The 24,158-nt window shown below is 49.8% G+C and carries 21 protein-coding genes and 1 pseudogene; 11 read left to right on the top strand and 11 right to left on the bottom strand.

Annotation, left to right across the window (positions count from 1 at the left end):
* Nucleotides 1-28: 28 nt before the first annotated feature.
* The 3 genes from C7W93_RS02385 to gcvH all read right to left on the bottom strand — a co-directional run bounded on the left by C7W93_RS02385 (nucleotide 29) and on the right by gcvH (nucleotide 4,914).
* Complete coding sequence (locus tag C7W93_RS02385) at nucleotides 29-1,408, bottom strand: L-serine ammonia-lyase (protein ID WP_108438577.1); 1,380 nt, start codon at nucleotides 1,406-1,408, stop codon at nucleotides 29-31.
* 92 nt (nucleotides 1,409-1,500) lie between these two features.
* Complete coding sequence (gene gcvP / locus C7W93_RS02380; protein ID WP_108438576.1) at nucleotides 1,501-4,419, bottom strand: aminomethyl-transferring glycine dehydrogenase; 2,919 nt, start codon at nucleotides 4,417-4,419, stop codon at nucleotides 1,501-1,503.
* A 114-nt stretch (nucleotides 4,420-4,533) separates the two neighbouring features.
* Nucleotides 4,534-4,914 (bottom strand): glycine cleavage system protein GcvH, encoded by a 381-nt coding sequence (gcvH, locus tag C7W93_RS02375; RefSeq protein WP_108438575.1) that lies wholly within the window; start codon nucleotides 4,912-4,914, stop codon nucleotides 4,534-4,536.
* 483 nt (nucleotides 4,915-5,397) lie between these two features.
* On the opposite strand from gcvH, the gene C7W93_RS02370 reads away from it, so the two are divergent.
* From C7W93_RS02370 to C7W93_RS02360, 3 genes are all read left to right on the top strand, one after another.
* The gene (locus C7W93_RS02370) at nucleotides 5,398-7,026 is read left to right on the top strand and encodes a hypothetical protein (protein WP_108438574.1); all 1,629 of its coding nucleotides are present in this window, start codon (nucleotides 5,398-5,400) and stop codon (nucleotides 7,024-7,026) included.
* A 662-nt stretch (nucleotides 7,027-7,688) separates the two neighbouring features.
* On the top strand, nucleotides 7,689-7,913 hold the full coding sequence (locus C7W93_RS02365) for a hypothetical protein (protein WP_108438573.1): 225 nt from the start codon (nucleotides 7,689-7,691) through the stop codon (nucleotides 7,911-7,913).
* Between the two features lie 252 nt (nucleotides 7,914-8,165).
* Nucleotides 8,166-8,489: a hypothetical protein gene (locus C7W93_RS02360; protein ID WP_108438572.1), complete on the top strand. Its 324-nt coding sequence runs from the start codon at nucleotides 8,166-8,168 to the stop codon at nucleotides 8,487-8,489.
* Between the two features lie 390 nt (nucleotides 8,490-8,879).
* Here the strand turns inward: C7W93_RS02360 and C7W93_RS02355 are convergent, their stop codons facing one another.
* The 6 genes from C7W93_RS02355 to C7W93_RS02330 form a co-directional block, all read right to left on the bottom strand.
* Nucleotides 8,880-9,359 (bottom strand): HAD domain-containing protein, encoded by a 480-nt coding sequence (locus C7W93_RS02355; protein WP_108438571.1) that lies wholly within the window; start codon nucleotides 9,357-9,359, stop codon nucleotides 8,880-8,882.
* A gap of 170 nt (nucleotides 9,360-9,529) precedes the next feature.
* Entirely contained in the window at nucleotides 9,530-10,183 is a 654-nt protein-coding gene (locus C7W93_RS02350) for a LysE family transporter (RefSeq protein ID WP_108438570.1), read from the bottom strand.
* Nucleotides 10,184-10,294: 111 nt separating this feature from the next.
* On the bottom strand, nucleotides 10,295-11,251 hold the full coding sequence (gene panE, locus C7W93_RS02345; RefSeq protein WP_108438569.1) for a 2-dehydropantoate 2-reductase: 957 nt from the start codon (nucleotides 11,249-11,251) through the stop codon (nucleotides 10,295-10,297).
* A 91-nt stretch (nucleotides 11,252-11,342) separates the two neighbouring features.
* Nucleotides 11,343-11,879 (bottom strand): helix-turn-helix domain-containing protein, encoded by a 537-nt coding sequence (locus tag C7W93_RS02340; protein ID WP_108438568.1) that lies wholly within the window; start codon nucleotides 11,877-11,879, stop codon nucleotides 11,343-11,345.
* Between the two features lie 151 nt (nucleotides 11,880-12,030).
* Complete coding sequence (locus C7W93_RS02335) at nucleotides 12,031-13,539, bottom strand: DHA2 family efflux MFS transporter permease subunit (protein ID WP_370446437.1); 1,509 nt, start codon at nucleotides 13,537-13,539, stop codon at nucleotides 12,031-12,033.
* A 98-nt stretch (nucleotides 13,540-13,637) separates the two neighbouring features.
* Nucleotides 13,638-14,765 carry an HlyD family secretion protein gene (locus C7W93_RS02330; protein ID WP_108438566.1) on the bottom strand — a complete coding sequence of 376 codons (1,128 nt, stop codon included), beginning with the start codon at nucleotides 14,763-14,765 and terminating at the stop codon, nucleotides 13,638-13,640.
* Nucleotides 14,766-15,086: 321 nt separating this feature from the next.
* On the opposite strand from C7W93_RS02330, the gene C7W93_RS02325 reads away from it, so the two are divergent.
* Nucleotides 15,087-16,502, top strand: a complete 1,416-nt coding sequence (locus C7W93_RS02325; RefSeq protein ID WP_108440438.1) for an efflux transporter outer membrane subunit — start codon at nucleotides 15,087-15,089, stop codon at nucleotides 16,500-16,502.
* Nucleotides 16,503-16,550: 48 nt separating this feature from the next.
* On the opposite strand, the gene C7W93_RS02320 is transcribed toward C7W93_RS02325, so the two are convergent.
* On the bottom strand, nucleotides 16,551-17,117 hold the full coding sequence (locus C7W93_RS02320; protein WP_108438565.1) for a gamma-glutamylcyclotransferase: 567 nt from the start codon (nucleotides 17,115-17,117) through the stop codon (nucleotides 16,551-16,553).
* A 302-nt stretch (nucleotides 17,118-17,419) separates the two neighbouring features.
* On the opposite strand from C7W93_RS02320, the gene C7W93_RS02315 reads away from it, so the two are divergent.
* The 6 genes and pseudogenes from C7W93_RS02315 (at nucleotide 17,420) to C7W93_RS02290 (ending at nucleotide 22,273) form a co-directional block, all read left to right on the top strand.
* A complete protein-coding gene (locus C7W93_RS02315) occupies nucleotides 17,420-18,340 on the top strand; it encodes a 1-aminocyclopropane-1-carboxylate deaminase/D-cysteine desulfhydrase (RefSeq protein WP_108438564.1) in 921 nt (306 codons plus the stop codon).
* A gap of 64 nt (nucleotides 18,341-18,404) precedes the next feature.
* Nucleotides 18,405-18,668: pseudogene (locus C7W93_RS25405) on the top strand (LysR family transcriptional regulator); the annotation flags it as partial.
* A 28-nt stretch (nucleotides 18,669-18,696) separates the two neighbouring features.
* Entirely contained in the window at nucleotides 18,697-19,626 is a 930-nt protein-coding gene (locus tag C7W93_RS02305) for an HlyD family secretion protein (protein WP_108438562.1), read from the top strand.
* The gene (locus C7W93_RS02300) at nucleotides 19,623-20,600 is read left to right on the top strand and encodes an ABC transporter ATP-binding protein (RefSeq protein ID WP_108438561.1); all 978 of its coding nucleotides are present in this window, start codon (nucleotides 19,623-19,625) and stop codon (nucleotides 20,598-20,600) included. Before C7W93_RS02305 ends, C7W93_RS02300 begins: the two co-directional genes overlap by 4 nt.
* Nucleotides 20,600-21,751: an ABC transporter permease gene (locus tag C7W93_RS02295; protein ID WP_108440437.1), complete on the top strand. Its 1,152-nt coding sequence runs from the start codon at nucleotides 20,600-20,602 to the stop codon at nucleotides 21,749-21,751. The genes C7W93_RS02300 and C7W93_RS02295 overlap by 1 nt, the downstream gene beginning before the upstream one ends.
* Before the next feature lie 294 nt (nucleotides 21,752-22,045).
* Nucleotides 22,046-22,273, top strand: a complete 228-nt coding sequence (locus C7W93_RS02290; protein ID WP_108438560.1) for a type II toxin-antitoxin system HicB family antitoxin — start codon at nucleotides 22,046-22,048, stop codon at nucleotides 22,271-22,273.
* 23 nt (nucleotides 22,274-22,296) lie between these two features.
* Here the strand turns inward: C7W93_RS02290 and C7W93_RS02285 are convergent, their stop codons facing one another.
* Nucleotides 22,297-23,103, bottom strand: coding sequence for an EamA family transporter (locus C7W93_RS02285; RefSeq protein WP_201747217.1), 807 nt, complete (start codon nucleotides 23,101-23,103; stop codon nucleotides 22,297-22,299).
* Nucleotides 23,104-23,298: 195 nt separating this feature from the next.
* Between C7W93_RS02285 and C7W93_RS02280 the strand changes: the two genes are divergently transcribed.
* A complete protein-coding gene (locus C7W93_RS02280) occupies nucleotides 23,299-24,153 on the top strand; it encodes a LysR family transcriptional regulator (RefSeq protein ID WP_108438558.1) in 855 nt (284 codons plus the stop codon).
* Nucleotides 24,154-24,158 lie beyond the last annotated feature (5 nt).

Raw genomic sequence — 24,158 nt, 5'->3', positions numbered from 1 at the left:
GCTGACGGAGGCTTGCAAAAATAGCCCGTCAACACTCAATAACATTTACCGCGAGTCCGCCTCGCGAGGTTTCTTTGTATTTTGTTTTCATATCGGCACCGGTATCACGCATCGTCTTGATCACATTATCGAGCGACACAAAATGTCGACCGTCGCCACGCAATGCCATTCTTGATGCGTTGATCGCCTTGACCGAACCCATCGCATTCCGCTCGATACAGGGCACTTGGACTAATCCGCCAATCGGATCGCAAGTCAGGCCCAGATTGTGTTCCATGCCGATTTCTGCGGCATTTTCTACTTGCGCCGGTGTGCCGCCCATAACTTCTGCCAATGCGCCAGCTGCCATCGAGCAGGCGACACCAACCTCGCCCTGACAACCCACTTCAGCGCCAGAAATTGACGCATTTTCTTTATACAAAATACCAATCGCGGCTGCGGTCAGTAAAAAGCGGACTACGCCGTCCTCATTCGCCGTGGGCACAAAGCGGGTGTAGTAATGCAATACCGCAGGAATAATTCCGGCAGCGCCGTTGGTCGGCGCGGTCACGACACGGCCTCCGGTGGCATTTTCTTCATTAACCGCTAACGCGTACAGGTTGACCCAATCAAGCGTCGTCAATGGATCGCGCAGACTGGTTTCCGGCTGTGCCGCTAGCGTGCGATACCACTCGGCTGCACGGCGACGAACTTGCATTGGGCCCGGCAGAACGCCCTCTTTCTGACAACCACGTTTGACGCAATCCTGCATCACTTGCCAGATATTCAGCAGCCCGCTGCGGATTTGTTCTTCGGAGCGCCAGACCTTTTCGTTTTCCAGCATCAACTGGCTGACAGAGAGTTGATTTGCTTGGCATAAGGCCAGCAGCTTGTCACCGCTGTGAAATGGATACGGCAACGTCGTGGTATCCGCCACAATACGGTCCTCTCCCGCAACGTTCTCATTCACAACAAAACCGCCGCCGACTGAGTAATAAACCTTGTTGGCGATTTCGGCGTTATCGCTATCGAAAGCCGTAAACCGCATACCGTTCGAGTGATACGGCAAAGTCCGCTGGCGGTACATTAATAGATGTTCTTTCTCTATAAATGCGACCTGCTTTTGCCCTATTAAATTGATCGTTGCAGTGCTGCGGATATGCGCCAACTTATCAGCAATGGTGTCAATATCGACCAGATCCGGGCTTTCACCCAGCAGGCCCAACAAGACCGCCTTGTCGCTGCCATGACCTTTGCCAGTCGCGCCTAGCGAACCATACAACTCAGCTTTGACAGTATGCGTACGCTCCAGCAAACCGTTTTTCTTCAAACCGTTGGCAAACAACAGCGCCGCCCGCATCGGCCCCACCGTGTGTGAGCTTGAAGGGCCAATGCCGATTTTGAATAATTCAAATATGCTAATGGCCATATTTCAATGCTCCTGACAAAGCTTACTGTGCGGCGATCAACCCCATCGCACCAACCCAGCTGCGATGGGGTTGCTTGGCTTAATGCCCGAACTTATTCGTAATCCGATAATGGTGGGCAGGAGCAAACCAGATTACGGTCACCATAAACGTTATCGATACGACCAACCGGCGGCCAGTATTTATGCGCTTTTCTGAGTGAGGTCACGGGGAACACCGCTTGCTCCCGCGTGTAAGCGCGTTCCCATTCACCAGTCAAGTCCATCGCGGTGTGCGGTGCATGTCGCAGTGGACTACTCTCAGCGCTAATATGGCCATCTTCGATCGCTTGGATTTCATGCCTGATCGCAATCATCGCATTGCAAAAGCGATCTAATTCCTCCTTAGATTCGCTCTCTGTCGGTTCGATCATCAACGTCCCGGCAACCGGAAACGACATCGTCGGCGCATGGAAACCAAAATCGATGAGACGTTTGGCAACGTCGTCCACAGTCACGCCTGTTTTATCTTTTAATGGTCGCAAATCAATGATGCATTCATGCGCCACCGTGCTGCCTTTGCCGTCTTTACCCGCGTACAGAATCGGAAAATGCGGGGCCAGAGTGTGGGCAATATAGTTAGCGTTCAGGATCGCCATCTGGCTAGCCTGTTTCAGACCGCGACTACCCATCAATGTGATGTAGGCCCAGCTAATTGGCAAGATATTCGCACTGCCCCAAGGTGCGGCAGAAACCGGCGCAATTCCCGTCTCTAACAAGCCATGACCAGGCAAAAACGGTGCCAAATGGGATTTGACCCCAATCGGACCGACGCCGGGGCCACCACCGCCGTGGGGGATACAAAAGGTTTTATGTAAATTAAGATGCGACACGTCGCCGCCAAAATGACCGGGGGCGCACAGGCCAACCATCGCATTCATATTCGCACCATCGATATACACCTGACCGCCATGCGCATGCACGATGTCGCAAATTTCACGGATAGCCTGCTCAAATACGCCATGCGTAGAAGGATAAGTAATCATCAATGCCGCAAGATCGGCAGCATGTTGGTCCGCCTTGGCTTGTAAATCGGCTACGTCTACGTTGCCGTTATCATCGCAACGCACCACGACAACTTTCATCCCTGCCATATGTGCCGTAGCAGGATTTGTGCCGTGTGCAGAACTAGGAATCAGGCACACATCGCGCTGCCCCTCGCCCCGACTTTGATGATAAGCGCGGATTGCCAGCAACCCGGCATACTCGCCCTGCGATCCGGCATTTGGCTGCAACGACACGGCGTCATAACCGGTGCAGATACACAGCATTTGTTCTAGCTCACTGACTAATTGCTGATATCCCTGTGCTTGCTCTAGCGGCGCAAACGGATGAATGGCGCTGAACTCTTTCCAGGTAATCGGAATCATTTCCGTGGTTGCATTGAGTTTCATCGTGCATGAACCGAGCGGAATCATGGTCCGATCCAGCGCCAGATCTTTGTCCGCCAAAGCGCGAAGATAGCGCATCATTTGGGTTTCAGAGTGATGGCTGTTGAAGACTGGATGCGTCAGAAACCCGCTAGTACGGCGCAACGCTACCGGAATATGATCGGCGGCAATGGCCTCAACGGCAACAAATGAAAGCTCAGGCTGGCCCGCGCTGGAAAAAATTCGCCAGAGCGCTGCTACATCCTCGGTGGTCGTGGTTTCGTCAAAGGCAATACCCACCTTATCCGCATCCACAATACGCAAATTAATCGACTGTGCTCGCGCCGCCGCGTGTATCGCTTGCGTATGCCCGACTGTGCGCAAAGTGATCGTGTCAAAAAAATGCGTTGTTAATACTTCGATGCCCAGTTCATTCAGATTTTTAGACTGATTCAGCGCCTGTATGCCGCTGACAAACGTCGCCGCCAGACGATGCACCCGTTGTGCGATGGTTTTTAGTCCTTCCGGGCCATGATAGACCGCGTACATGCTGGCGATATTCGCTAGCAGCACTTGCGCAGTACAAATATTGCTGGTGGCTTTTTCACGGCGGATATGTTGCTCACGCGTTTGCATCGCGAGGCGATAGGCAGTGTCGCCGCGACTGTCGATTGACACGCCCACGACGCGTCCCGGCATCAAGCGCTTATGCACATCTTTTGTCGCAAAGTATGCAGCATGCGGACCGCCATAGCCCAACGGAACACCAAACCGCTGCGACGAGCCAATAGCCACGTCAGCGCCAAATTCTGCGGGTGGCGTCAACAATGTCAGTGCTAGTAAATCGGCGGCAACCACGACCAATGCATCCTTGCTATGTGCGCTCTCCACCGCGCTGGCGTAGTCGTGAATTTCACCGCTCAAATTAGGATATTGCAGCAAGACGCCGAAGTAATCCAGATCGTCCAATGCCGTCAAATGATCGCCCACTACAACGTCAATTCCAATCGGTGCTGCACGTGTGCGCACAACATCAATCGTTTGCGGATAGCAATCCTGCGATACAAAGAAAGTCTTACTTTTGCTCTTGGATACGCGCTGACAAAAGGTCATCGCTTCCGCCGCTGCCGTCGCTTCGTCCAGCAATGAGGCGTTGGCGATTTCCATACCAGTCAGATCAGACACCATGGTCTGAAAGTTTAATAATGCCTCCAGACGGCCTTGGGATATCTCCGGCTGATACGGCGTATAAGCGGTATACCAGCCCGGATTTTCCAGCAGATTACGCAAAATAACGGTCGGCGTATGGCAGTTGTAATAACCCATGCCGATATACGATTTAAAAATCTGATTTTTGGCAGCGATGGTGCGCAAAGCTTCTAGCGTCTCTACTTCATTAAGCGCGCCGCGCAGCATCAGCGGCGCGTCCGATAAAATCGCCGCCGGAATCACATTTTTGATCAGCGCATCTATCGTTGGATAACCCAGCGCATCGAGCATGCGCTGTTGATCCGCTTCGCCCGGCCCGATATGCCTGCCAACAAAATCCGTATGCTGTAATAAGTCTTCAAACGCAGGCCGTATCTGTGCCACAACTTGATCCATGGTGTCCTCTTGCTAATTCGCTTGTGATGATGTGAATGTGCCGCATATGCCGCGCATCGCAGTATGCGCGGCATGGGGCAATTCTGAATTTATTGCTCTGACAAGACGTTGTCTTTAACCCAGACTGGCGACAAATGCCTTATAACCAGCCTCGTCCAGCAGGCCTTCCAACTCGGTCACATCGCTTGCCTGAAATTTGAAAAACCAACCAGCGCCCATTGGATCTTCATTGATCTTGCCGGGTTCGTCCGCTAATAAACCATTGATTTCTGTGATGACGCCAGCGACCGGCATATTGATTTCACTGGCAGTCTTTACGGATTCTATGACAGCAACCTCTTCGCCTTTTTCTACCTGATTGCCTACATCCGGCAATTGCACATACACAAGATCCCCCAAATGATCTTGTGCAAAATCGGTAATCCCGACAGTTACCACGCCGTCGTCTTCGATCTTCAACCATTCATGTTCTTCGGTGTATTTGGTGACGCTCATTGTTGGCCTCTATGTTTGAAATGGGTTGAATTGTTCGCTTTTCGCAGATGTGGAATTGTAAGATTTTGCATATTTCTTTTGCAATCAATTAACCCCATAAATAGTTTATTAATGCATAAAAAATTTAATATTTATCTAAAAATAAAAATATTTTCGAAAAATTTTTCTATAAAGAAAAATCGTATATTGAGGGTGAGGCTGCAAATAAAGGACAAGTTGTCAATATTGCTTAATTGGCACTAAAAAAGACCTTTATCAAATGCGTGTGCACGTTTTGGGCCTTTCCCGGTTGTTTGCGCTCTGACGAGAAGGCTGTCACCCCTTCGGCAGTCAGCATCCCGTCAGAGGAGGAAATGAACATTTATTGAATGCCAAAAATAGATGCATCACTTAAATTGAGCCGCAATTTCAGTCTTATTGTGCACCCGAATCTGACGTAGCTGTTTCATTAGCTATTTTCAAATCTATCATCTCAGGAAATTCATGCTCGCTTTGACCACTATTGCCTCCTCTTTAAGAGTATCGCCGTCCCAAAATATTCGCTTACCAGTATTTACATTTTCCAAAACCACTAACTCTTTGAGTAATAATATTACTTATTGTCAAAATACTTCGACTGATAGAAGGGATTCAAAATTAGTATCAAATCCATTAATCTCTATTAGTGGGACACAACATCAAAAATCAGAAGATACGTCACTGCTACTAAATAAAAATTTTAAATCTTGTAATACATTATCAAAGCAACATTTACAACGTAATGATGTATCCGCAATATCATCTAAAAATATTATTGGATTCAACATTAAGGAAAAGAAGCAGAATCTTGAACAACAGGTCGTACATTATTTAGCGTTATGTAAAGAATATAAAATTGATGAGTACACCGCAATTAATACTGTTCTAAAAATTCTCGATCAGGTTTATGTGTCGAATGTGAGCAAAAAACCTGAAGAAATTTTTATAAAATTCGAATCAGAAATGAACTTTAGTAAGTTAGGAATGGAGAAAGATTTAAGCAAGGACCTACCGCACCAAGAAAATACAAAAACTTCATTTTCTTTGTTTCGAACCAATAATGGATTAAGTGTCAAAAACGCAAAAAAAATATGGACTCATAAAGCATTCGATATTTTACAAAGTAACCCGATTATCTTACCGCCGAACATCGAAAGCACGACTAAGCAGGAAATTTGCTCACCAAATTTCGTTAGTAAAGGCTTAGTTTCCTCGGAGCAAGAGACTCAGGCCAAAGCACAAATGCCGAAGACTACTGTTCTCATACATGAAGAGCCTGAAAAAATTGTACAAGAGAGACCGTCTAGCAGAACAACCAGCAGAAAAAACTCCGAGATACCTGATACCTCTGCCGCCTTTAAAACAGACCCTAGAATTAAAAGCGTAATCGATGCCGAAAAGAAATTTATATTTATTCCTAAGCATCGAATAAAAGAACAATCTCCAAACAAATATTCCGCTAAAAATAGTTTTTTTAAAGAACGGCACAGGATTGATTTGCTTACAAATCTTGGACCTGCACGAGAGGAAATAGAAGCTTACACAGAGTTCACTGCAGAATTGAAACTTGTTGCGTCGTCTAAAAATGTAGTTGAAATACAAAAGTATTTACTAGAAAAATATAATATTAAAGATGATAACGTTCAATCACCTGCGAAAAAATTAGAATTATTAATGCAAAGAAATGATGATCTTTTAAGCATGATAAAAAAATTGACAAAACATCGTCCAACAAAACATAAAAATGCTTTATATTTTCGACCTAAGCTATACACCATCGACGAGACCACAAGCCCTATTCCTCTGATTGCGAACGCTCCACCTATAAAATCGCAAGCATTAATTCTTGAGAAGGCATCTATAAATATGGATGCTTATAAAAAAGAGTTAGATAAATATGAGGCCCTGAAGGATGTGCTAAATGGCATCGCTCCAGAACAAGCTGTTCAGATTTTATATACTATATCCATGTTAGCTGCTGATGACGTATTTCCCATCGAAGATCGACACAAGAAACAAATGGCATTAGCACTTAATAGAAATGAACGCTTAAATACTGAATTACAAAAAATTCTCAAAAAAAAATACACCTAATAGAAAGTAATCGGTCTGACAACACTCCTCAGATTAGTAAAATTGGCGAAATGTCTATGGCACCTACTGCTGCCTAACAACCATATAAAAAATTAACGTCAAGCAATTACACAGTCAGGCTACGCCCAAAGAACCATTACTTTCGCGATCAGAGGCAAAGTTTTACGCCAAAGTTCACGGAATTTCCTCTAAAGCGTAGCCGCCATTTGCTAATGGCCTGACAACTGGTCGCACGCAACTCATCCATCCGATCGACGGACGCCTTGCCTAATCAGGTAAGGCAAAATAATTCGCAGAAAAGTAACGACATTTGCATTTCAATCCGCAAAAAAATCGCAACAGCAACACGATGCAACGCATGTGCATCGGTGCGTCGTACTCATATGGGGCGTCTATCGTAGGCTGCTGCGCTGCCGTGCATGTCTTCAGGCAACGCGAAAATCATCTGAATTTAGCGTAAGGCGCTGTAAAATTTACAGTCCCAATTAATACTCAAAATGATCGACTAAAAGTTGAATCGACAGGATTGAATTGATCGCACTTTTAGCTTACAAATAAGTAAAGAAGTAAGACTGCGCGGTGAAAGTTATCCTGACATTTACGAACGATTCCGGCGGCATTCCTTAAGGCGATTTTGATTACTTTTGAGTAAGGACGACGCAATGACTACCTCATCTAAACAGCATCGCATCCATGATTATATGGATCGGCATTTTGCGGCGATCGCTTCGATCTCCGGTCAGCTCGCGTTGATAGCATTAATCGTAACGCTATTCCTGAGCGCCTGTCTCGCTCTGGTGATATTCAGCGATACAACTCTTTTGCTTTTACAATTATTGCAATGGATCGGCAAGGATTGCATATGGTGCATCATCACGCCATCCTGACAAAATTTCTTATAGATGCAATGCAACGTTTGCACGAAAGCAATGTCGCAAAATAACATCATAGAAACATGCGAAGTTGAATAACTTCCCACAAATAAATCTGGCTGTTACCATATAAACGCGGGTAAGCTAAGCTGCAAGAACGAACGAAAGTCGAGTGAAATTTTTTATCCTCTATCAATCCGTTCTCGGCAGAAGACGATCGCAATTTGCATAAAGCTGAAACGTCATTGCCAACGTACAGGAGCAATTATGAACATACTCAAACGTTTGTTTACTCCAACGCACATCGCTATAGTAAATGACGAGCTATCAGCCGCACGGATACAATTATTGTCGGCAGAGAATGATCTGGAACACGTTCAAGCGCAGGTCCATCTTCTAAACAAACGCATTGCGCGATTGGAAGGCAAATTAAAAAGTGCCGCTGCGTATTCGTCTTTAATAGATGCACAATACTATGCCAACAGACTGCGTAATGCGCCCCCCGAGCCGATCAACAGATCGCAGCAAACCGAGCATGACATCACCGATCTACGGCCACAAATCGCAGGAAAATCTAACGTCGCAATATAGGCAACTAATAGAGGCAAGTATAGGCTAGCCACTCACGCCGCCCATACGTACATTGGCCTGCAACAGGAATTGATCATGTTCCTGAAGACCAATAGTAATGTTGGATGATCTCATCGCCTGGCGGGGTGGTATACCTTGATTGTCGGTGACAACATTGTGGGCGCGATTGGCTGCTCTGATGGCGCGGGAATACAAGATGAAGTAACCGCTAAAGCGGGTGCGAAAAGTGTCCGACAACTGCCATTAGATAGCGCACAAAAAAAGGCACGTATTCACACATCCGGTTGATGTGTGAATACGTGCCTATTATTTTTTCGCGTTGCTGTAATGCTATAACTTACTGAAAAGTAATATTTTTTCGTTCTCTTACGTCTCGAAAAAAACTATTTTTTACAACGTCGCAAGTATTTTACGGACCGCATCCTGCGTTGCCGGATCGCTCAATCCCAGATTTCCTTTTGTCTCGATTAATCGATCGCGATGCGCTGCAGGCCAGCCAAATGTATCGTCATCGATAGCAAACCAGCTGTCCGGTTTACGCAGCGTGACGTCATTCAAGATTTGCATGCCACGCGGCATCAGATCGAATTCGCTTTGCAATAATTTTGGATGATGGAAGGTTGATCCAACAACTCGCGCACGCAAACTTTCGCTAAGTTCTTGCCGCGTTGCATCGAATCCTAACGCCCTCACCCAGCTCGTCGATAAAACAATTTTCACGTCTGGATAAGGCGCAAGCAATTCTTCCAATATCGGCATCCACTCAAAGAATGACCGCTCTGGCGTCGTGATATACATGCCACGCTTACGATTGCGGATAACCATGCCGTCATGCAGCACACCGTTGTAGTCCAGATATAAAATTTTCATTAAGTTTACTTATTAAAGCTGATTCAATTGTTCTAAATAATTGCAGGTCGGAACTTTTGCCAATGTGATCAAAGCTACTGACAAATCAGGCCTGCAAGGGACACAGCGTTGTTCGGTGTAAATTTTCTCTAAACTATTTCACCACCGTTTTCAATGCGTTTGTACGAACTTCATAAGCTATGGTTTCCGCGCTTAACAAAAAATAGCGCGGTCCCAATAGCCATTAATAAACCGCCAAAAAATCGGTTCTGAATTTTAAGAGCCTGCGCGTTTCGAAACAGATTTTGCATCGATCTTCCGGCCAATGCGTAACCATGCATAACAGCAACGTCTACCACTACTGTGGTAAGCGACATGATTAGTAGTTGCAACGCTAACGGGCGATACTGGCCGATAAATTGGGGCAGCACCGCGACCATAAAGACGATGCCTTTGGGATTCGTGACATTGGTGAGAAAACCAGTTGCACAGCGCCGCCGCCATGTCGAGAGCGCTGCGGATGGCTCCCCTTTCTCAGTAGGGCTTGTTGCAACCGGCGATACAGGTGCACGCCACTGCGAAAACCCCAGATAAATGAGATACAACGCGCCCAATATCTTCACAACATTAAAGGCAATTTCAGACGCTACCAGCAAGGATCCAATTCCCGCCCCTGCGATCAGCAAAATCACAACCAAACCACATTCAAGCCCAAGAATGGTAGCGCCGGTACGCTTTACGCCAAACCGCACGCCATGGCTCATCGCCAGAACGGCACCGGATCCGGGCGAAACGGCAATAATAAGCGATGCCAGTAAATACGCCGTCCAGACATGAATATCCATACTATTTTCTCGAATTTAACTTATGTGACGTTTTAAGCCGCTATTTTAACGGGGTGCGTGCGATAAGTGTTGTCCGCGTCGTCTTAGGGGATAAATATGCCGGTATCCGCACTAAACTGCCGTTTCTCGCTCCCGTTTTGCTTCATAGGCTTTCAGATTCGCATAGGCCACGCGCAATAAAGATTGAGACTGATTATCTTTCGATCCGCGATTGAGCAGATCGCCGACAATATGATCGGCCTCAATCGGTGCGCCACGCTGGATATCTTTGAACATCGAAGCGGTGAGCGGCGAACCTGCTGTCGTCAGGACAGAACGCGCACGTTCAATGGCGGCGGCACGTAAAGCGAAGCCATTTTGTGCAGCGATAGCGCTGCATTCTTCAAAAATAGTTAACGCCAGGTCACTAGCGCCGACACTGACAATATCGCCCACCGTAGCGCGCATCAAACAGGTAATGCTGGCTGCTGAGGCAATAAATACCCATTTTTCCCACATCTCCTGCAAGATATCCGTACTGGCATTGGCATCAAATCGTACAGCCGAAAAAGCCGCCTTCAGCGCATCGATACGCGCCGAACTGGATCCATCCAATTCACCGAACGAAAGCCCATGCGTGTCATTCAAATGCAGCACTGTGCCATCCGCATCAAGCGCGGCAGAAATCATGCATTGCGCGCCCAACACATGTTTTGCGCCAAACCGCAGCGCCAGATCATTGACATGTCGCATACCGTTCAGCAATGGCAGGATCACTGTTTCGGGACCGACCGCTGGCGCAAATGCCTCCATCGTCTGGGCCAAATCATAGGCCTTGCAGCCGACAATCACCGCATCGAATGGCGCAACATTTGCTGCATGTCCTTCTGCAGTCAATTCATCGGCTGTTAAATGCTGCGGCGTTGGCAAAGCCAAATCACCGAAACGACTCTTGACTATTAAGCCAGTTTTTTCGAGTTGCGCAGCTCTGCCCGGTCGCAATAGAAACGTCACGTCCTGACCAGCTTCTAGCAAACGACCGCCGAAATACCCGCCAAGCGCACCTGCGCCTACGATGAGAAAACGCATATATTTTCCGTTACATAAATGTAGTAAATAACTAGCCCGTATTAGCCGAATCTTAATGAAAATGGCTGGGCAATGAAGAAAGCAAGTGTCATCAAGCCATCAGTTTCGGCGGAAAATCCGGTATTTTATCGGGCGATGCGCGTTTTTGCGCGGCATAGGCCATCCGATTGTGAACGCCGGGCCCGGCTGCTGGCCCCGCTGTTAACACGTAGTTTTTCCCAATGATCTTCTTGCCACTTTTCCCATCGACCAGAATCGGTTCAACAGTCGCGCCTGTTTCAATATCCGTCAGCACCACGCTTAGGCCATCCGGGGCGAAATGGTTATTTCCCCATGCCATTAAGGCGATCATAATCGGTTTAAACGCCCTGCCACTTTCAGTGAGTATGTATTCAAAGCGCGGCGGCTTTTCCAGATATTGACGGCGTTCCATCAAACCCTCGGCCACCAGCGCCGTCAAACGCCTAGTCAAGATATTCGGCGCAATCTCCAGACTTTTTTGGAATTCATCAAAACGCGTCATCCCATAAAAGGCGTCGCGCAGAATGAGGATGCTCCACCATTCGCCCACCCGCTCCAGACTGCGCGCGATGGGACAACTCATATTCGTAAAACTTTTGCGATGCATGAGATCACTCCTTTACCGTCAACATGAAAGAAAGCATAGGCTTGTCGCTATCATTGTGCAAGTGGCCTCCCTGAATCACTAAAACCCTGGTAAATCCCTGCATCGATGATGCAGGTTGCCATCAAACCAAACCCAACCGCGATAAAACGGCCTAATGCGCGTCTGGCGATGGCGCTTTAGGTGCCGCAATTTTTTTCATCAGCGGCACCAACGCGGTGGTGATCACAAAGCACAGCATCACGACGAAAAAAGCATCGGCAAAGGTCTGCGTTTGCGCTTCTCGAAAAGTCAGCAGCCATAATTGTTTTACCGCCCCTAACTGCGCATCGGTCGTGTTCAGCCCCCAGCCGCTGAGATTGCTGCTGGCCGTTTGCAGCATCGTCGTCATGGCTTCATTACCTGCATTCAAATGTTCTGCCAGACGCAAGAAATGCAAATTGGTCCGATCATTCAGAATAGTGCCGCAAACCGCGATACCGATTGCGCCGCCCAGATTACGCATCAGATTGAACAGGCCGGATGCCTGTTTAAGCCGCTCCGGCGCTAATCCCCCCAGCGTCAACGTGACCGTCGGCGCGACCGCAAATTGCTGTGAAAAACCGCGCAATGCCTGCGGGAGCAGAAATTCATGCCATCCCCAATCGTGCGTAATCGGCATGAAATTCCACATACTTAGCGCAAAACCAGCCAGTCCCACCATCAACAGCCAGCGCAAATCTACGCGTTTCGCCAGATAAGAATAGAAAGGAATGGCGCACACCTGAAATACGCCGGTTGAGAAGATTGCCAAGCCGATATCCAACGCACTGAATCCGCGGACCCGCGCCAGAAATACCGGCGTCAGATAAATCGTCGAAAAGATACCGATACCGGTGACAAACGAAAATAGACATCCAAGCGCAAAATTGCCATCTTTTAACGCGCGCAGATCGACTACCGGATTGGCAAATGCCAGACTGCGCCAGATGAAGCTAATACCCGCCAGCATCGATATCCAGGCCGTGGTACGAATCACATCATCGCCCAACCATCCCAGCCGCGGCCCTTCTTCTAATGTATATTCCAGACAGCCTAAAAAGATCGCCATCAGAATCATGCCAAAATAATCCGCTCCGCGTAGCAGCGAAGGATTCGGCTGATCGATATGCACCAATCGCGGCACCATCACAGCGACAAAAATGCCGGGCACCAGATTAATAAAAAATAGCCAATGCCAGGAATAATTACTAGTAATCCACCCGCCTATGGTCGGCCCCAGCGTTGGGGCCAGCGATGAAATTGCACCGATGGTCGCCGCAGCAATGACCCGTTGATGCCCCGAAAAATAGATGAAGGCCGAGGTAAACACCAACGGAATCATCGACCCGCCCAGAAAGCCTTGCAGCGCTCTGAAAAAGATCATGCTATTGATATCCCAGGCCAAACCGCACAACAAACTGGCAATCGTAAATCCCACCGCAGAAACACAAAACAGCCAACGCGTAGACATCACGCGAGATAGCCAGCCAGAAAGCGGAATCACGATGATTTCCGCGATCAGATAACTGGTTTGCACCCACGCCGTTTCATCGGCACCGGCAGACAGCCCACCGCCGATATCGGCCAGCGACGCCGAGACGATCTGGATATCTAGCAACGCGATAAACATGCCCACGCACATACAGGCAAAAGCAAATATCTTCGCCCGTGGCGACAATTCGCCGAGATTGGGAAGCGACTTCACCACCCTTGGGGCGATGGCGGTCGCGGCAGTCGCGCTCAAGATTCAGTCCGGCTAACGATTTTACTGGCAGGTCGATCATCGACTTGCGCCGTGACAGACAGGCCCGGGCGTAATTTACCCAGCTTGCCACCCTCGCCGTCCAGCACCACGCGTACCGGAACCCGTTGCACAATCTTGGTAAAGTTGCCGGTGGCATTCTCTGCCGGAAGAATGCTGAATTGCGCGCCGGTGGCGGGGGCTACGCTGGCGACATGGCCGTGAAAGACTTCACCGGGGAGTACATCAGCAGTGATCTTGACAGCCGATCCGGGGTGGATATGCGCCAATTGATTTTCTTTAAAATTGGCATCCACCCACAAACCTTGCGCTGGAACCACTGCCAATAACTGACCACCAATCGTGGCATACGCGCCGACACGGGCGCGACGATTACCAATCACGCCATCGATGGGAGAACGCAACTCGGTATAGCTCAGATTCAGTTCGGCCAAATCGCGCTGCGCCACGGCTTGGGCCAAGGCCGCCTGGATTTTTTGCTTTTGTGTCGCGATCACCTCAATCTGGCGCTGTGCCGCATTCAGGTTTGCCTGCGCTTTTTGGTCGCCGGCAAGCGCTTGTTTATAGTCGGCGTCCGCTTTCTGAGAGCTTTGCACTGACACTGCCGCCTTGGCTGACAGATTTTGATAACGGGTCTGATCATCGCGTGCACGGCGTGTTTCGGCGTTAGTAGCAACGATACCGGCCCTGGCCTGATCAATCATCGCATCTTGTAAATGATGCGTCGCGTCAATATTCGCCAATGAAGCCTGCTCTGCTGCCACGGCCGCATCGGCTTTCGCTAAAGCAACAACGTAATCACGATTATCGATTCTAACCAAGATATCGCCCGCATGGACGACTTGGTTATCGCGCACGGCTATTTCTGTGATGTTGCCGGACACTTTAGGACTAATCACGGTCACGTCACCACCGACATAGGCGTCATCGGTGTCTTCCATAAAGCGCCCGACGGTTGCCCAGTGATACGTGTAAGCGATTGCGCCGATGGCGACAATTACGATCAAGCTGCCAATGGCGAGCCGTTTTCTATTCGGTTTAACGGGATATTCTGCGCTGACTTCTGCCTTATGTTTTGCGCTGAGTTCGATTACATCTTTGGTCATGATTGGCACCGGTATCTATGATTGATGAAGATTAATTTATGTTACTTGCATTTTGATAGTTACAAGATTAAGCTAGTAACTATCGAAATGCAAGTAACTATTTTATCTACCGGATATTTAAAAAGAAATCACAGCATGGACACCCAATCAACCTCACCTCTCCCCTCCGGCAACGTCTATCTGACGCAGCGGCAGTATCGCCAGCAAGGAAATAACAGCGAAGAATTAGCGCTAGACCTGGCTTTAGCCGTTGCTTCGTCCAAACCATTGCTGCCACACAAGACTGTCGTAAAATTACCAACGCTGAAAAAATCTACCCTCATGAGCGCAGCCGTATTAGCGCTCAGCACTTTCATTGCAGGTTGCGCCACTGGGCCTAACTACCAAAAGCCGAGCGATACGGATCTGTCGGCCCTGCACAACGCCAAGATGCTAAATGCACGTCAAACAGCTGCGCCGATGCCTGCGCTGGATAGTTGGTGGACGGGCTTTCACGATCCGGTATTAACCGGAATCATCGAGCACGTACTAAAGCAAAATCTCGATCTGGCAGCCGCCATTGCCCGCGTCGATCAGGCCCGCGCCATCGCGACTGGCACTGCCGCGCAACGTCTGCCGCAAGGCAATCTCATCAGTGATGCAACCAGAGCAAAACAATCCCTTCAAAGTCCGTTAGGTAAAATCGCGAGTACCTTCCCCGGTTATGAACGCACGCAGACCTTTTATGATGTCGGCGCTGGGGCCAGTTGGGAGCTTGATCTTTTTGGCAGTTTGAAACGCGGCAGCGAGGCCGCCAATGCAGAGGAAGAAGCAGCCGAAGCGGACCATCTGGGCGTCCGTATTTCAGTGGCCGCAGAGGCAGCCGATGCGTATTTCCGTATTCGCGGCGCGCAGGCGCGCATCGCGCTTGCAGAAAATCAGGTAAAAACCAATAATCGCCTGCTTGAGTTAGTCGGAATACGCTTGAACGACGGTCTTTCTACCGTCCGCGAGCAAGCACAGGCAGAAGCGCGCTTATCGGAAGCCCGTGCCAGCATTCCGCCTTTACGCACTGAGTTAGAAAGACAATCAAACCGGTTGGATGTGTTGATGGGCGCACAGCCCGGCACCTACGCAACCGAACTGGTCAAAGCGCCAAACACAGCAGTCATCCCCGCAACCGCCGTGGCTGATAGCCCAACCGCATTTTTACGTCGTCGCCCTGACGTCATTGCTGCCGAGCGCCGACTCGCAGCATCGAATGCCAACATCGGCGTAGCAATGGCGGAATATTATCCAAAGCTTTCTTTATCCGGACTATTAGGATTCGGCAGTTTAGGTGCTGCCGGGCTGTTGTCACAGAACAGTTTTCAGCCCGCAGTCGGACTCGGCCTGCGTTGGAGAATATTCGACTTTGGCCGTATCGATGCAGAAATCGCCCGCGCTAAAGGCGTGAATAGCGAAGCTTTGCTGATGTATCGGTTATCCATGCTGCGGGCGACGGAAGATGTCGAAAACACTATCATGACTCTGGCGCAACTGGAAGTGCAAAGCCGCGAGCTGGTGCGCGAAGTTGATGCGCATCAGCGTGCTCGCGATGCTTCGGAAGAGGCCTATAAAGGTGGCGCTGTCAGCTTGACTGAAGTGTTGGATGAAGACCGCCTGCTATTAACTGGGCAAGATCAGCTTGCCCAGGCACATGCCGATAACGCGCGCGCAGCGGTCACGACATTCAGGGCGCTGGGTGGTGGTTGGTAGAAATAAGCAGGCTAGCCTATATCGACTGGCCTGCGACATTTACTTTATCTAATTGTCCAGCGCAATCAAATGCTGTTCGATTCCAAACACGTGGGCATCTTTTTTACCGAGCGCTCTCAGCGCTGTCGCTAAGCCGGTGAGATATTCTTTATTATGCCCACTGGGACCGGACGATGCGGCGATTTGACGAGCGATGTCCAGCTCGGAAGCCGGTCCGAGAAAAGCCGTATTTTCCGCCGTGGCGATATATACCACCCCCTCTGCGTTGGTCCCATCCTCAAAGATTATTTCTGTAGAAAGTCGCAGATAACCGTTCTTTTCACGGTAATCCAGATGCTCAAAAATCTGCGGGGTAATTAAATAAGCCATGCCTTCGCAAATCGCCTCTGCTTCCCGTATCAGCGTAACCACGCGCCCCGGCGCTGTGTGCGTTCCACGATGATCGTATGAGCCTTGCCAGAAGCGCCGCGTCCAATTTCTAATCAGCGCAGGACGTTTTTCAACAAACGGAAAATCGGCTTTGAATATCAGTGAGCCATAACCAAATAGCCAGACACTGGGGTGATCATCGAATCGATCCATCAACTTATTGATGGCAGTTGTATCGGCGGGCATGAGACAAACCTTTTAATTATTTTTAAACGAATACGACATCGCTAAAGCGCTGGATTACATCAGTCGTTCAACAATTAAGCGCAAGAACTTAGTGTTAAAAAATCTTGAAGAATGCGTAACGACAAGGCTTGATATTACCCATTTCTTTTGCGGCACGCTCTGCAAAATATGCATAAGCACGAACAAAAATAACATTATTCCATGACACTTTTTTTTGGGAAAGATTAAATTCGCTTTCTTTTGCCGATCTTTTTCATTGCACTATAAAATTGCCTATCTTCTCTCATCGCGCAACCATTTTTATGGACTTTCCAAGTCAGCCATCTCCCTGCCAATACATTCCAGCGTCGTCGTTTTGGGGTCAGGCTATTTGGATTAAACGCGATGACCTGCTCCACCCCACAGTTTCAGGAAATAAGTTTCGCAAACTCAAATACCCTCTGCTAGCCTTGCGTGAACGTCAACGTGAAGCCGACAGAGATGGCAGTCAAAAAATTACGCTCACCACCATGGGCGGCCCTTGGTCAAATCATCTGCATGCCCTTGCACACGCAGGTGCACTTTATGGCTGGCCCACGCACGGCTTGGTGCGCGGTCCGCAAGAAATGCATACCGCAACGCTGGACGACTGCCGCCGACTTGGCATGCGGATTCAAACGGTGACACGGGATGAATATCGCGACTTAAGAGATATCCCCGATGCGTGGCGGCGTCATGTCGATACGAGTGACATCAACCATGCCTGGTTTCCCGAAGGCGGAAGCCTGCCCGAAGCACTGCACGGCGTGGCCGAAGTCATCGCTGAACTCCCTTTTTTTCCGGACGTCGTCATGGTCGCATGTGGCACTGGTGCAACGCTGGCGGGGCTATTGGCAGGAATGGGCGGCAAAGGACGCGTCATCGGTATCGCCGTATTGAAAAATGCGGGCTATTTGCATCAGGAAATTGCGACTTTGTTGCAACAAGCCGGATATCCAGCATATAAAAACTATACGTTGATTACCGATGCGCATCATGGCGGCTATGGCAAAGCGCCCGCTGAACTGAAACAATTCTGCCATGATTTTTCCCGCGAATTAGCTATTCCGATAGAACCGGTTTATACCGGGAAATTGTTCTTTGCTTTAAAGAAAATGGTGCAAGAGAACGCATTTGGCGCAGACGAACGTATCGTTGCCGTTCATACAGGCGGCCTGCAAGGCGCACGCGGATTTACGGATTGAATGTATTCTTATCACTGCCCGTCGCCCTGCCTAACCTGAGTCACATGGAACGGCATTCGATGACTGCGGCATGATGGTCACCGCGATTATTGCGGGACAAGGCGTTGGCCTCGTCCCGGCAGCAATTACAGCGACCGCCCTCGCTGACAACAGACTAGTCAAACTTTGGGACTTTGACTGGCCAGAGGACTATGCTTATCATCTGGTCTTACCCGATGCAAATTATGGGCGCGCAGTGGGCGCTTTTCGCAAATGGCTTATTGACGAGCTAGGGAGATATCCTCATGCAACTACGCTCTGCCAAATCGGATCAAGACCCGGTGCTTAATGTCGCTACCAAGATACTTACGCTGATAATGATGTCGAGTTCGCTGTTGCTGGCAGCCTGCTCAAAACCACGCGAGAATGTCTGGCAAGGCTACGTGGAAGGTGAATACGTCACCATTTCTGCATCGCAATCCGGCCGACTCGATCGTTTATCGGTTGCACGCGGCCAGCAAGTAAGCGTTGGTGCCGCCCTGTTCGCGCTTGAGTCCGGTGATGAAACAGCGGCACGACAGCAAGCGCTGCGCCAACTACAATCAGCCGAGGCGCAACTGACCGATATCCAAAGCGGCAAACGTCCTCAAGAAATCAGCGTCACCCAAGCCCAATTATTGCAAGCGCAGGCGATGGCAAAAAAAGCGCAGGTGCAATTGGCGCGTGACGAAAGCCAGTTCCAAGTAGGCGGCATCGCCAAACAACAACTCGATGATTCGCGCGCGACCGCAGAAACCACCGCAGCGCAAGTCCGTCAGTGGCAAAGCCAGTTAGCAGTCGACCGCCTGCCTAACCGCGACGCGCAAATCCGCGCCCAGCAAGAACAGGTCGCCGCCTCGCAAGCAGCGCTGGCACAGGCCGAATGGCGTCTAGACCAGAAAACAGTCAGCGCAACCCGTACAGGATTAGTCTTCGACACACTGTATCGCGAAGGCGAATGGGTCGCTGCCGGTAATCCGGTAGTACGCATGCTGCCGCCAGAAAACGTCAAAATACGCTTTTTTGTACCGGAACCGGTACTCGGCAAACTGAAGCTTAATCAAACCGTCACACTGTATTGCGATGGCTGCCCAGCTGATTTGCCAGCGTCCATCTCCTACATCGCCACCGATGCCGAATTCACCCCGTCGATTATCTATAGCAATGAATCGCGCGCCAAACTGGTTTACATGATCGAAGCCCACCCCTCGATGACGGACGCGCCCAAACTACATCCCGGGCAACCGCTGGAAGTGAGCCTGCCATGAGCGCCGCCAGCGGCGACGCAGAAGCGCAAAACAAAAATGCCAACGCTGATTTAGTGATCGATGTTGATCGCATTAATAAACATTTCGGTGATAAACACGTTGTAAAAGATCTTTCGTTGCAAGTTCGACCGGGCGAAATTTTTGGCTTTCTTGGCCCAAACGGCAGTGGCAAAACCACCACGATTCGGATGATGTGCGGTTTGCTGACGCCCGACTCTGGGCGCGGTGCATGCCTTGGCTTTGACATCATTCGTGAAAGTGCTCAGATCAAGCAGCGCGTTGGCTATATGACGCAGAAATTCTCTTATTGGGACGATCTGAGTATCCGAGAAAATCTGGATTTTGTCGCCCGCGTATATGCCATGAAAAACCGCAAAGAAGCGGTTGATCGCTCATTGGAGAAACTTGGCCTGACCAGCCGCGCCAAACAACTGGCAGGCTCGCTCTCGGGTGGCTGGAAACAACGACTGGCGCTGGCCGCCTGCATGCTGCATGAGCCGCAACTGTTACTGCTAGACGAACCTACCGCCGGGGTCGATCCCAGCGCACGGCGCGATTTTTGGGAAGAATTACATACGCTGGCAGCGCAAGGTATCAGCGTTCTGGTCAGCACGCATTACATGGATGAAGCTGAGCGCTGCCACAAACTGGCTTACCTCGCCTACGGCCAATTGTTAGTGCAAGGCACCGCCGCAGAGATTGTCGCAGCGCAGCATCTCAGCACATGGACTGTGCACGGCACCAATCTGGTCGCACTCTCGCAAAAATTACGCGACCAACCCGGCGTCGATCAGACGGTCGCATTCGGCACGTCTTTGCATGTCTGCGGCAAAGACGGTGCGCAACTCGAAAATACGCTGCGTCGGCTGACGCAGGGGCAGGACCTGCGCATGGAACCTATCGCGACTAGTTTAGAAGACGTGTTCATCTACATGATGAAGCATTCCACCGACAATTTCGGAGGCACAGCATGATGCGAGCCAGACGCAGCATCAGCAGTTTCTCGTTATCTCGGTGGTGGAGCATCGTACGTAAAGAGTTTTTACAACTCATGCGAGACCCCGTTACTTTGCGCATGATTACGGTGATTCCGATCATGCAAATGCTGTTATTCGGCTACGCAATCAATAGCGATCCCAAGCACATGCCGACCGCCGTCATCGCCGCAGATCATAGCGAATTCACGCGTACTTTCATCGCCGCGATGAAAGCATCCGATTATTTCGACATCGTCAGCGAACTGCCAAACGAAGAAGCTGGTCGCACCGCGCTGGCGCAGGGAAAAGTGCTGTTCGTCCTGAACATCCCCGCCAATTTCTCACGTGATCTGTTACGCGGGGAGCGCCCGGCCTTATTAGTCGAGGCCGATGCAACCGACCCCACAGCCACCTCCTTAGCATTGGCAGCGTTACCGGCCTTAGTGCAATCGGTCAGCGACAAGGACTTGAAAGGTGCGCTGGCAAAATTCAGCAGCGGCAACCCTGCCTTCGACGTGCAAGTACACCGGCTATATAACCCAGAAGGCATCAGCCAATACAACGTCGTGCCGGGACTGATGGGCGTCGTCCTGTCAATGACGCTGGTCATGATGACCGGGCTTGCCATGACCCGTGAACGGGAGCGCGGCACGATGGAAAATCTGCTGGCCACGCCGGTTACGCCGATCGAGGTCATCACCGGCAAAATCATGCCTTACATCGCGATTGGACTGTTGCAAGCCACGATTATTTTGTTGGGCGCGCACTTTATGTTTCATATACCGTTCGCCGGTAGTCTGATCGCGATTTACCTCGCCGCACTGCTATTTATTGCCGCCAGCCTGACCGTCGGCATCACACTCTCGTCCCTTGCGCAAAATCAGTTGCAGGCGATGCAACTGACAATGTTCTATTTCCTTCCCAACATACTGCTATCGGGCTTTATGTTTCCTTTTCAAGGCATGCCAAAGTGGGCGCAGTTCATCGGCAACCTGCTGCCACTGACGTACTTCAACCGTTTGATACGTGGCATTTTGCTAAAAGGAAATGGCTTGGTAGATCTGTGGCCCAGCATCTGGCCACTCATGCTATTTACCGTTCTGGTGATGGTTGTTGCGGTGCGTTTTTATCGACGCACGCTGGATTGAGGAGGCAGCATGCGAAGCCATATAGGGCGATGCAGCGCAACGTTTTGAGATTAATGCAGATATTCCCGCATAATGCTGGACCGTATTTCACTCCCCATTGGATACGCTGGTACACACGGCGCTTCCCACCCTATATAAGCGATGAATGCTGAACCTTCTGAGGCTAAAGGGTCTCGGGTAGCAATTGTTCTTTTTGCAGGTCAAAGTGATGCGCCGCCCTCTTCCTTCATCTGACGTTGATAAAGGTACGATTGCATCAATCAGAAAATGGCTTGATGAAAATGAAGTGACACCATGATTAACACCATGAATATCGACGGTCATCAAGCCGTTACTGTCTTCGACTCTGAACTGGATTTGTTTCGCGGCGAATTTATTGGCCTTAACGGCGGCGCGGATTTTTACGCTGGCGACGTAAAAGGCCTGCGCCATGAAGGGGCTATTTCTTTGCAAGTGTTTCTTAAAACATGCGCAGCTAAAGGCATTGAGCCACGCAAAAATTTTTCGGGAAAAACTCCCTGACACCCCACGTCAGATATCAAAACTTACGAGCGATCTTTACCAATTGCGCTCGTAATCCCAATCGAGCTGACGATAATACACAGCACTGCAATGCCCTGCGAGGTCGTCAATCCTTCTTTTAAAAACAAATAACCACACACAGCACCCAATGCAGGCTCCAGGCTCATAAATGTGCTGAAGGTTTTTGATGGCAGTTTAGTTAACGCCACCATTTCAAGGCTGTACGGCAGAGTCGATGAAAAAATTCCGACTAACAGCGCGGTTGGCAGAATCGCCAACGAGAATAGTCCGGTTCCAGCATGAATCAATCCGATTGGGAAGATGAACATTGCTGCGACCAGTGAGCCAAGTGGCACGCTCATCCGACCGTTTGCATCGCCCGCCTTCTTTCCTGCGACGATATAAACTGCCCAGCAAACACCCGCGAACAATGCCAGCAAGACCCCGGTGATATCCAGCCCCGCCGATAGCTGACCGAATGGCAGCAACAAATACAGGCCAAAAATCGCCAGCGCAAGCCATATCAAATCAGCTGGGCGACGGGAGTAAAAAATCGCGACAGCCAACGGTCCGCTAAATTCGATAGCCACTGCCGGACCTAAGGGAATCGTTTTTAAAGACATATAAAACGCCAGATTCATGCACCCTAACGCTGTCCCATAAACTAGTATCGGACGCCAGACGATCAGATGCAAAGGTCTCCGCCAAGGGCGATAGATCACACATAAAAAAATCGCAGCGAACCCGATACGCAGCGCCGTGACGCCTTCTGCGCCGATCTCAGAAAATAAGCTTTTGGCCAACGCCGCGCCGCCTTGCAATGAGGCCATCGCGATCAGCAAGCAAATGATGGGCAGCGCTTTACTCGGCGCTTGCGTCGTTGTTGAAACGGGGATTGATTCAGAAAATTGCGGCATGAACACACTTTACAGAGGAAAAAACAGCGATAGACCAAGCATGATGCGACTAGTCAATAAATTGTACAATCGAATAAAATTTACCTTATTCATTCGATTTATTGAACCATGACACTTCCCGAACTCAATATGGGGCAATTGCGAACGTTCGTTGCCGCCGCTGAACATGCCAGTTTTATTGCGGCATCCGAGGCGGTCAATCGCTCGCAATCTGCGGTCAGCATGCAAATAATGAAGCTAGAACAGACGCTAGGCCAAAAACTGTTCGTGCGGCATACCCGGCGCATCACACTAACCATCGCCGGAGAAACATTGCTGCCGTTTGCGCGCAGGATGTTGCAAATCGAAAATGAAGCCATCGCCGCCCTCCTGACCCAAAAACTGGAAGGACGCGTCGTGTTAGGCGCGCCGGACGACTATATGTCATCGCTTTTGACGCCGTTATTAGAGCGGTTTTCCACCATGTTTCCGCGTGTGGAAATAGAGCTCATATGTGCGCAAAGCACCCTGCTGGCACCGATGATAAAAAAAGGCAGCGTCGATCTTGCGTTCGTAACCAAAAGTGAAGGCTTGAACGGCACGCTGATACGGCGCGAACCGATGACGTGGGTCGCCTCCGCCAAGCATGGGGTATGGCATAAATCGCCCTTGCCTGTTGCACTGTATGAAGTCGGTTCGGTGGCCCGTAACAACGTGCTGGCAGCGCTTGCCAGCGGTAATCAATCTGTCAGCACAACATTTAGCAGCACCAGTCTGGCGGGTATTCTGGCAATGGTAGATGCCGGTTTGGCGGTGGCCGCATTAGCCAATTGCAGCATACCGGCGCATTTGAAGAGGCTCGGTATAGAGGACGGATTTACAGCCATTGCACCGCTTGACATTGTGCTGGTCAGAAGCAGCAAAAGTAACTCGCCGCCGATCAATTATCTGGCCGACGACATCATCTCAAGTTTAAGCATCTGAGCTAA

The sequence above is a fragment of the Glaciimonas sp. PCH181 genome (assembly GCF_003056055.1).
GTDB lineage: Bacteria > Pseudomonadota > Gammaproteobacteria > Burkholderiales > Burkholderiaceae_D > Glaciimonas.
Note: the sequence above shows the minus strand (reverse complement) of the source record. Positions and strands in the feature narration are given on the sequence as shown.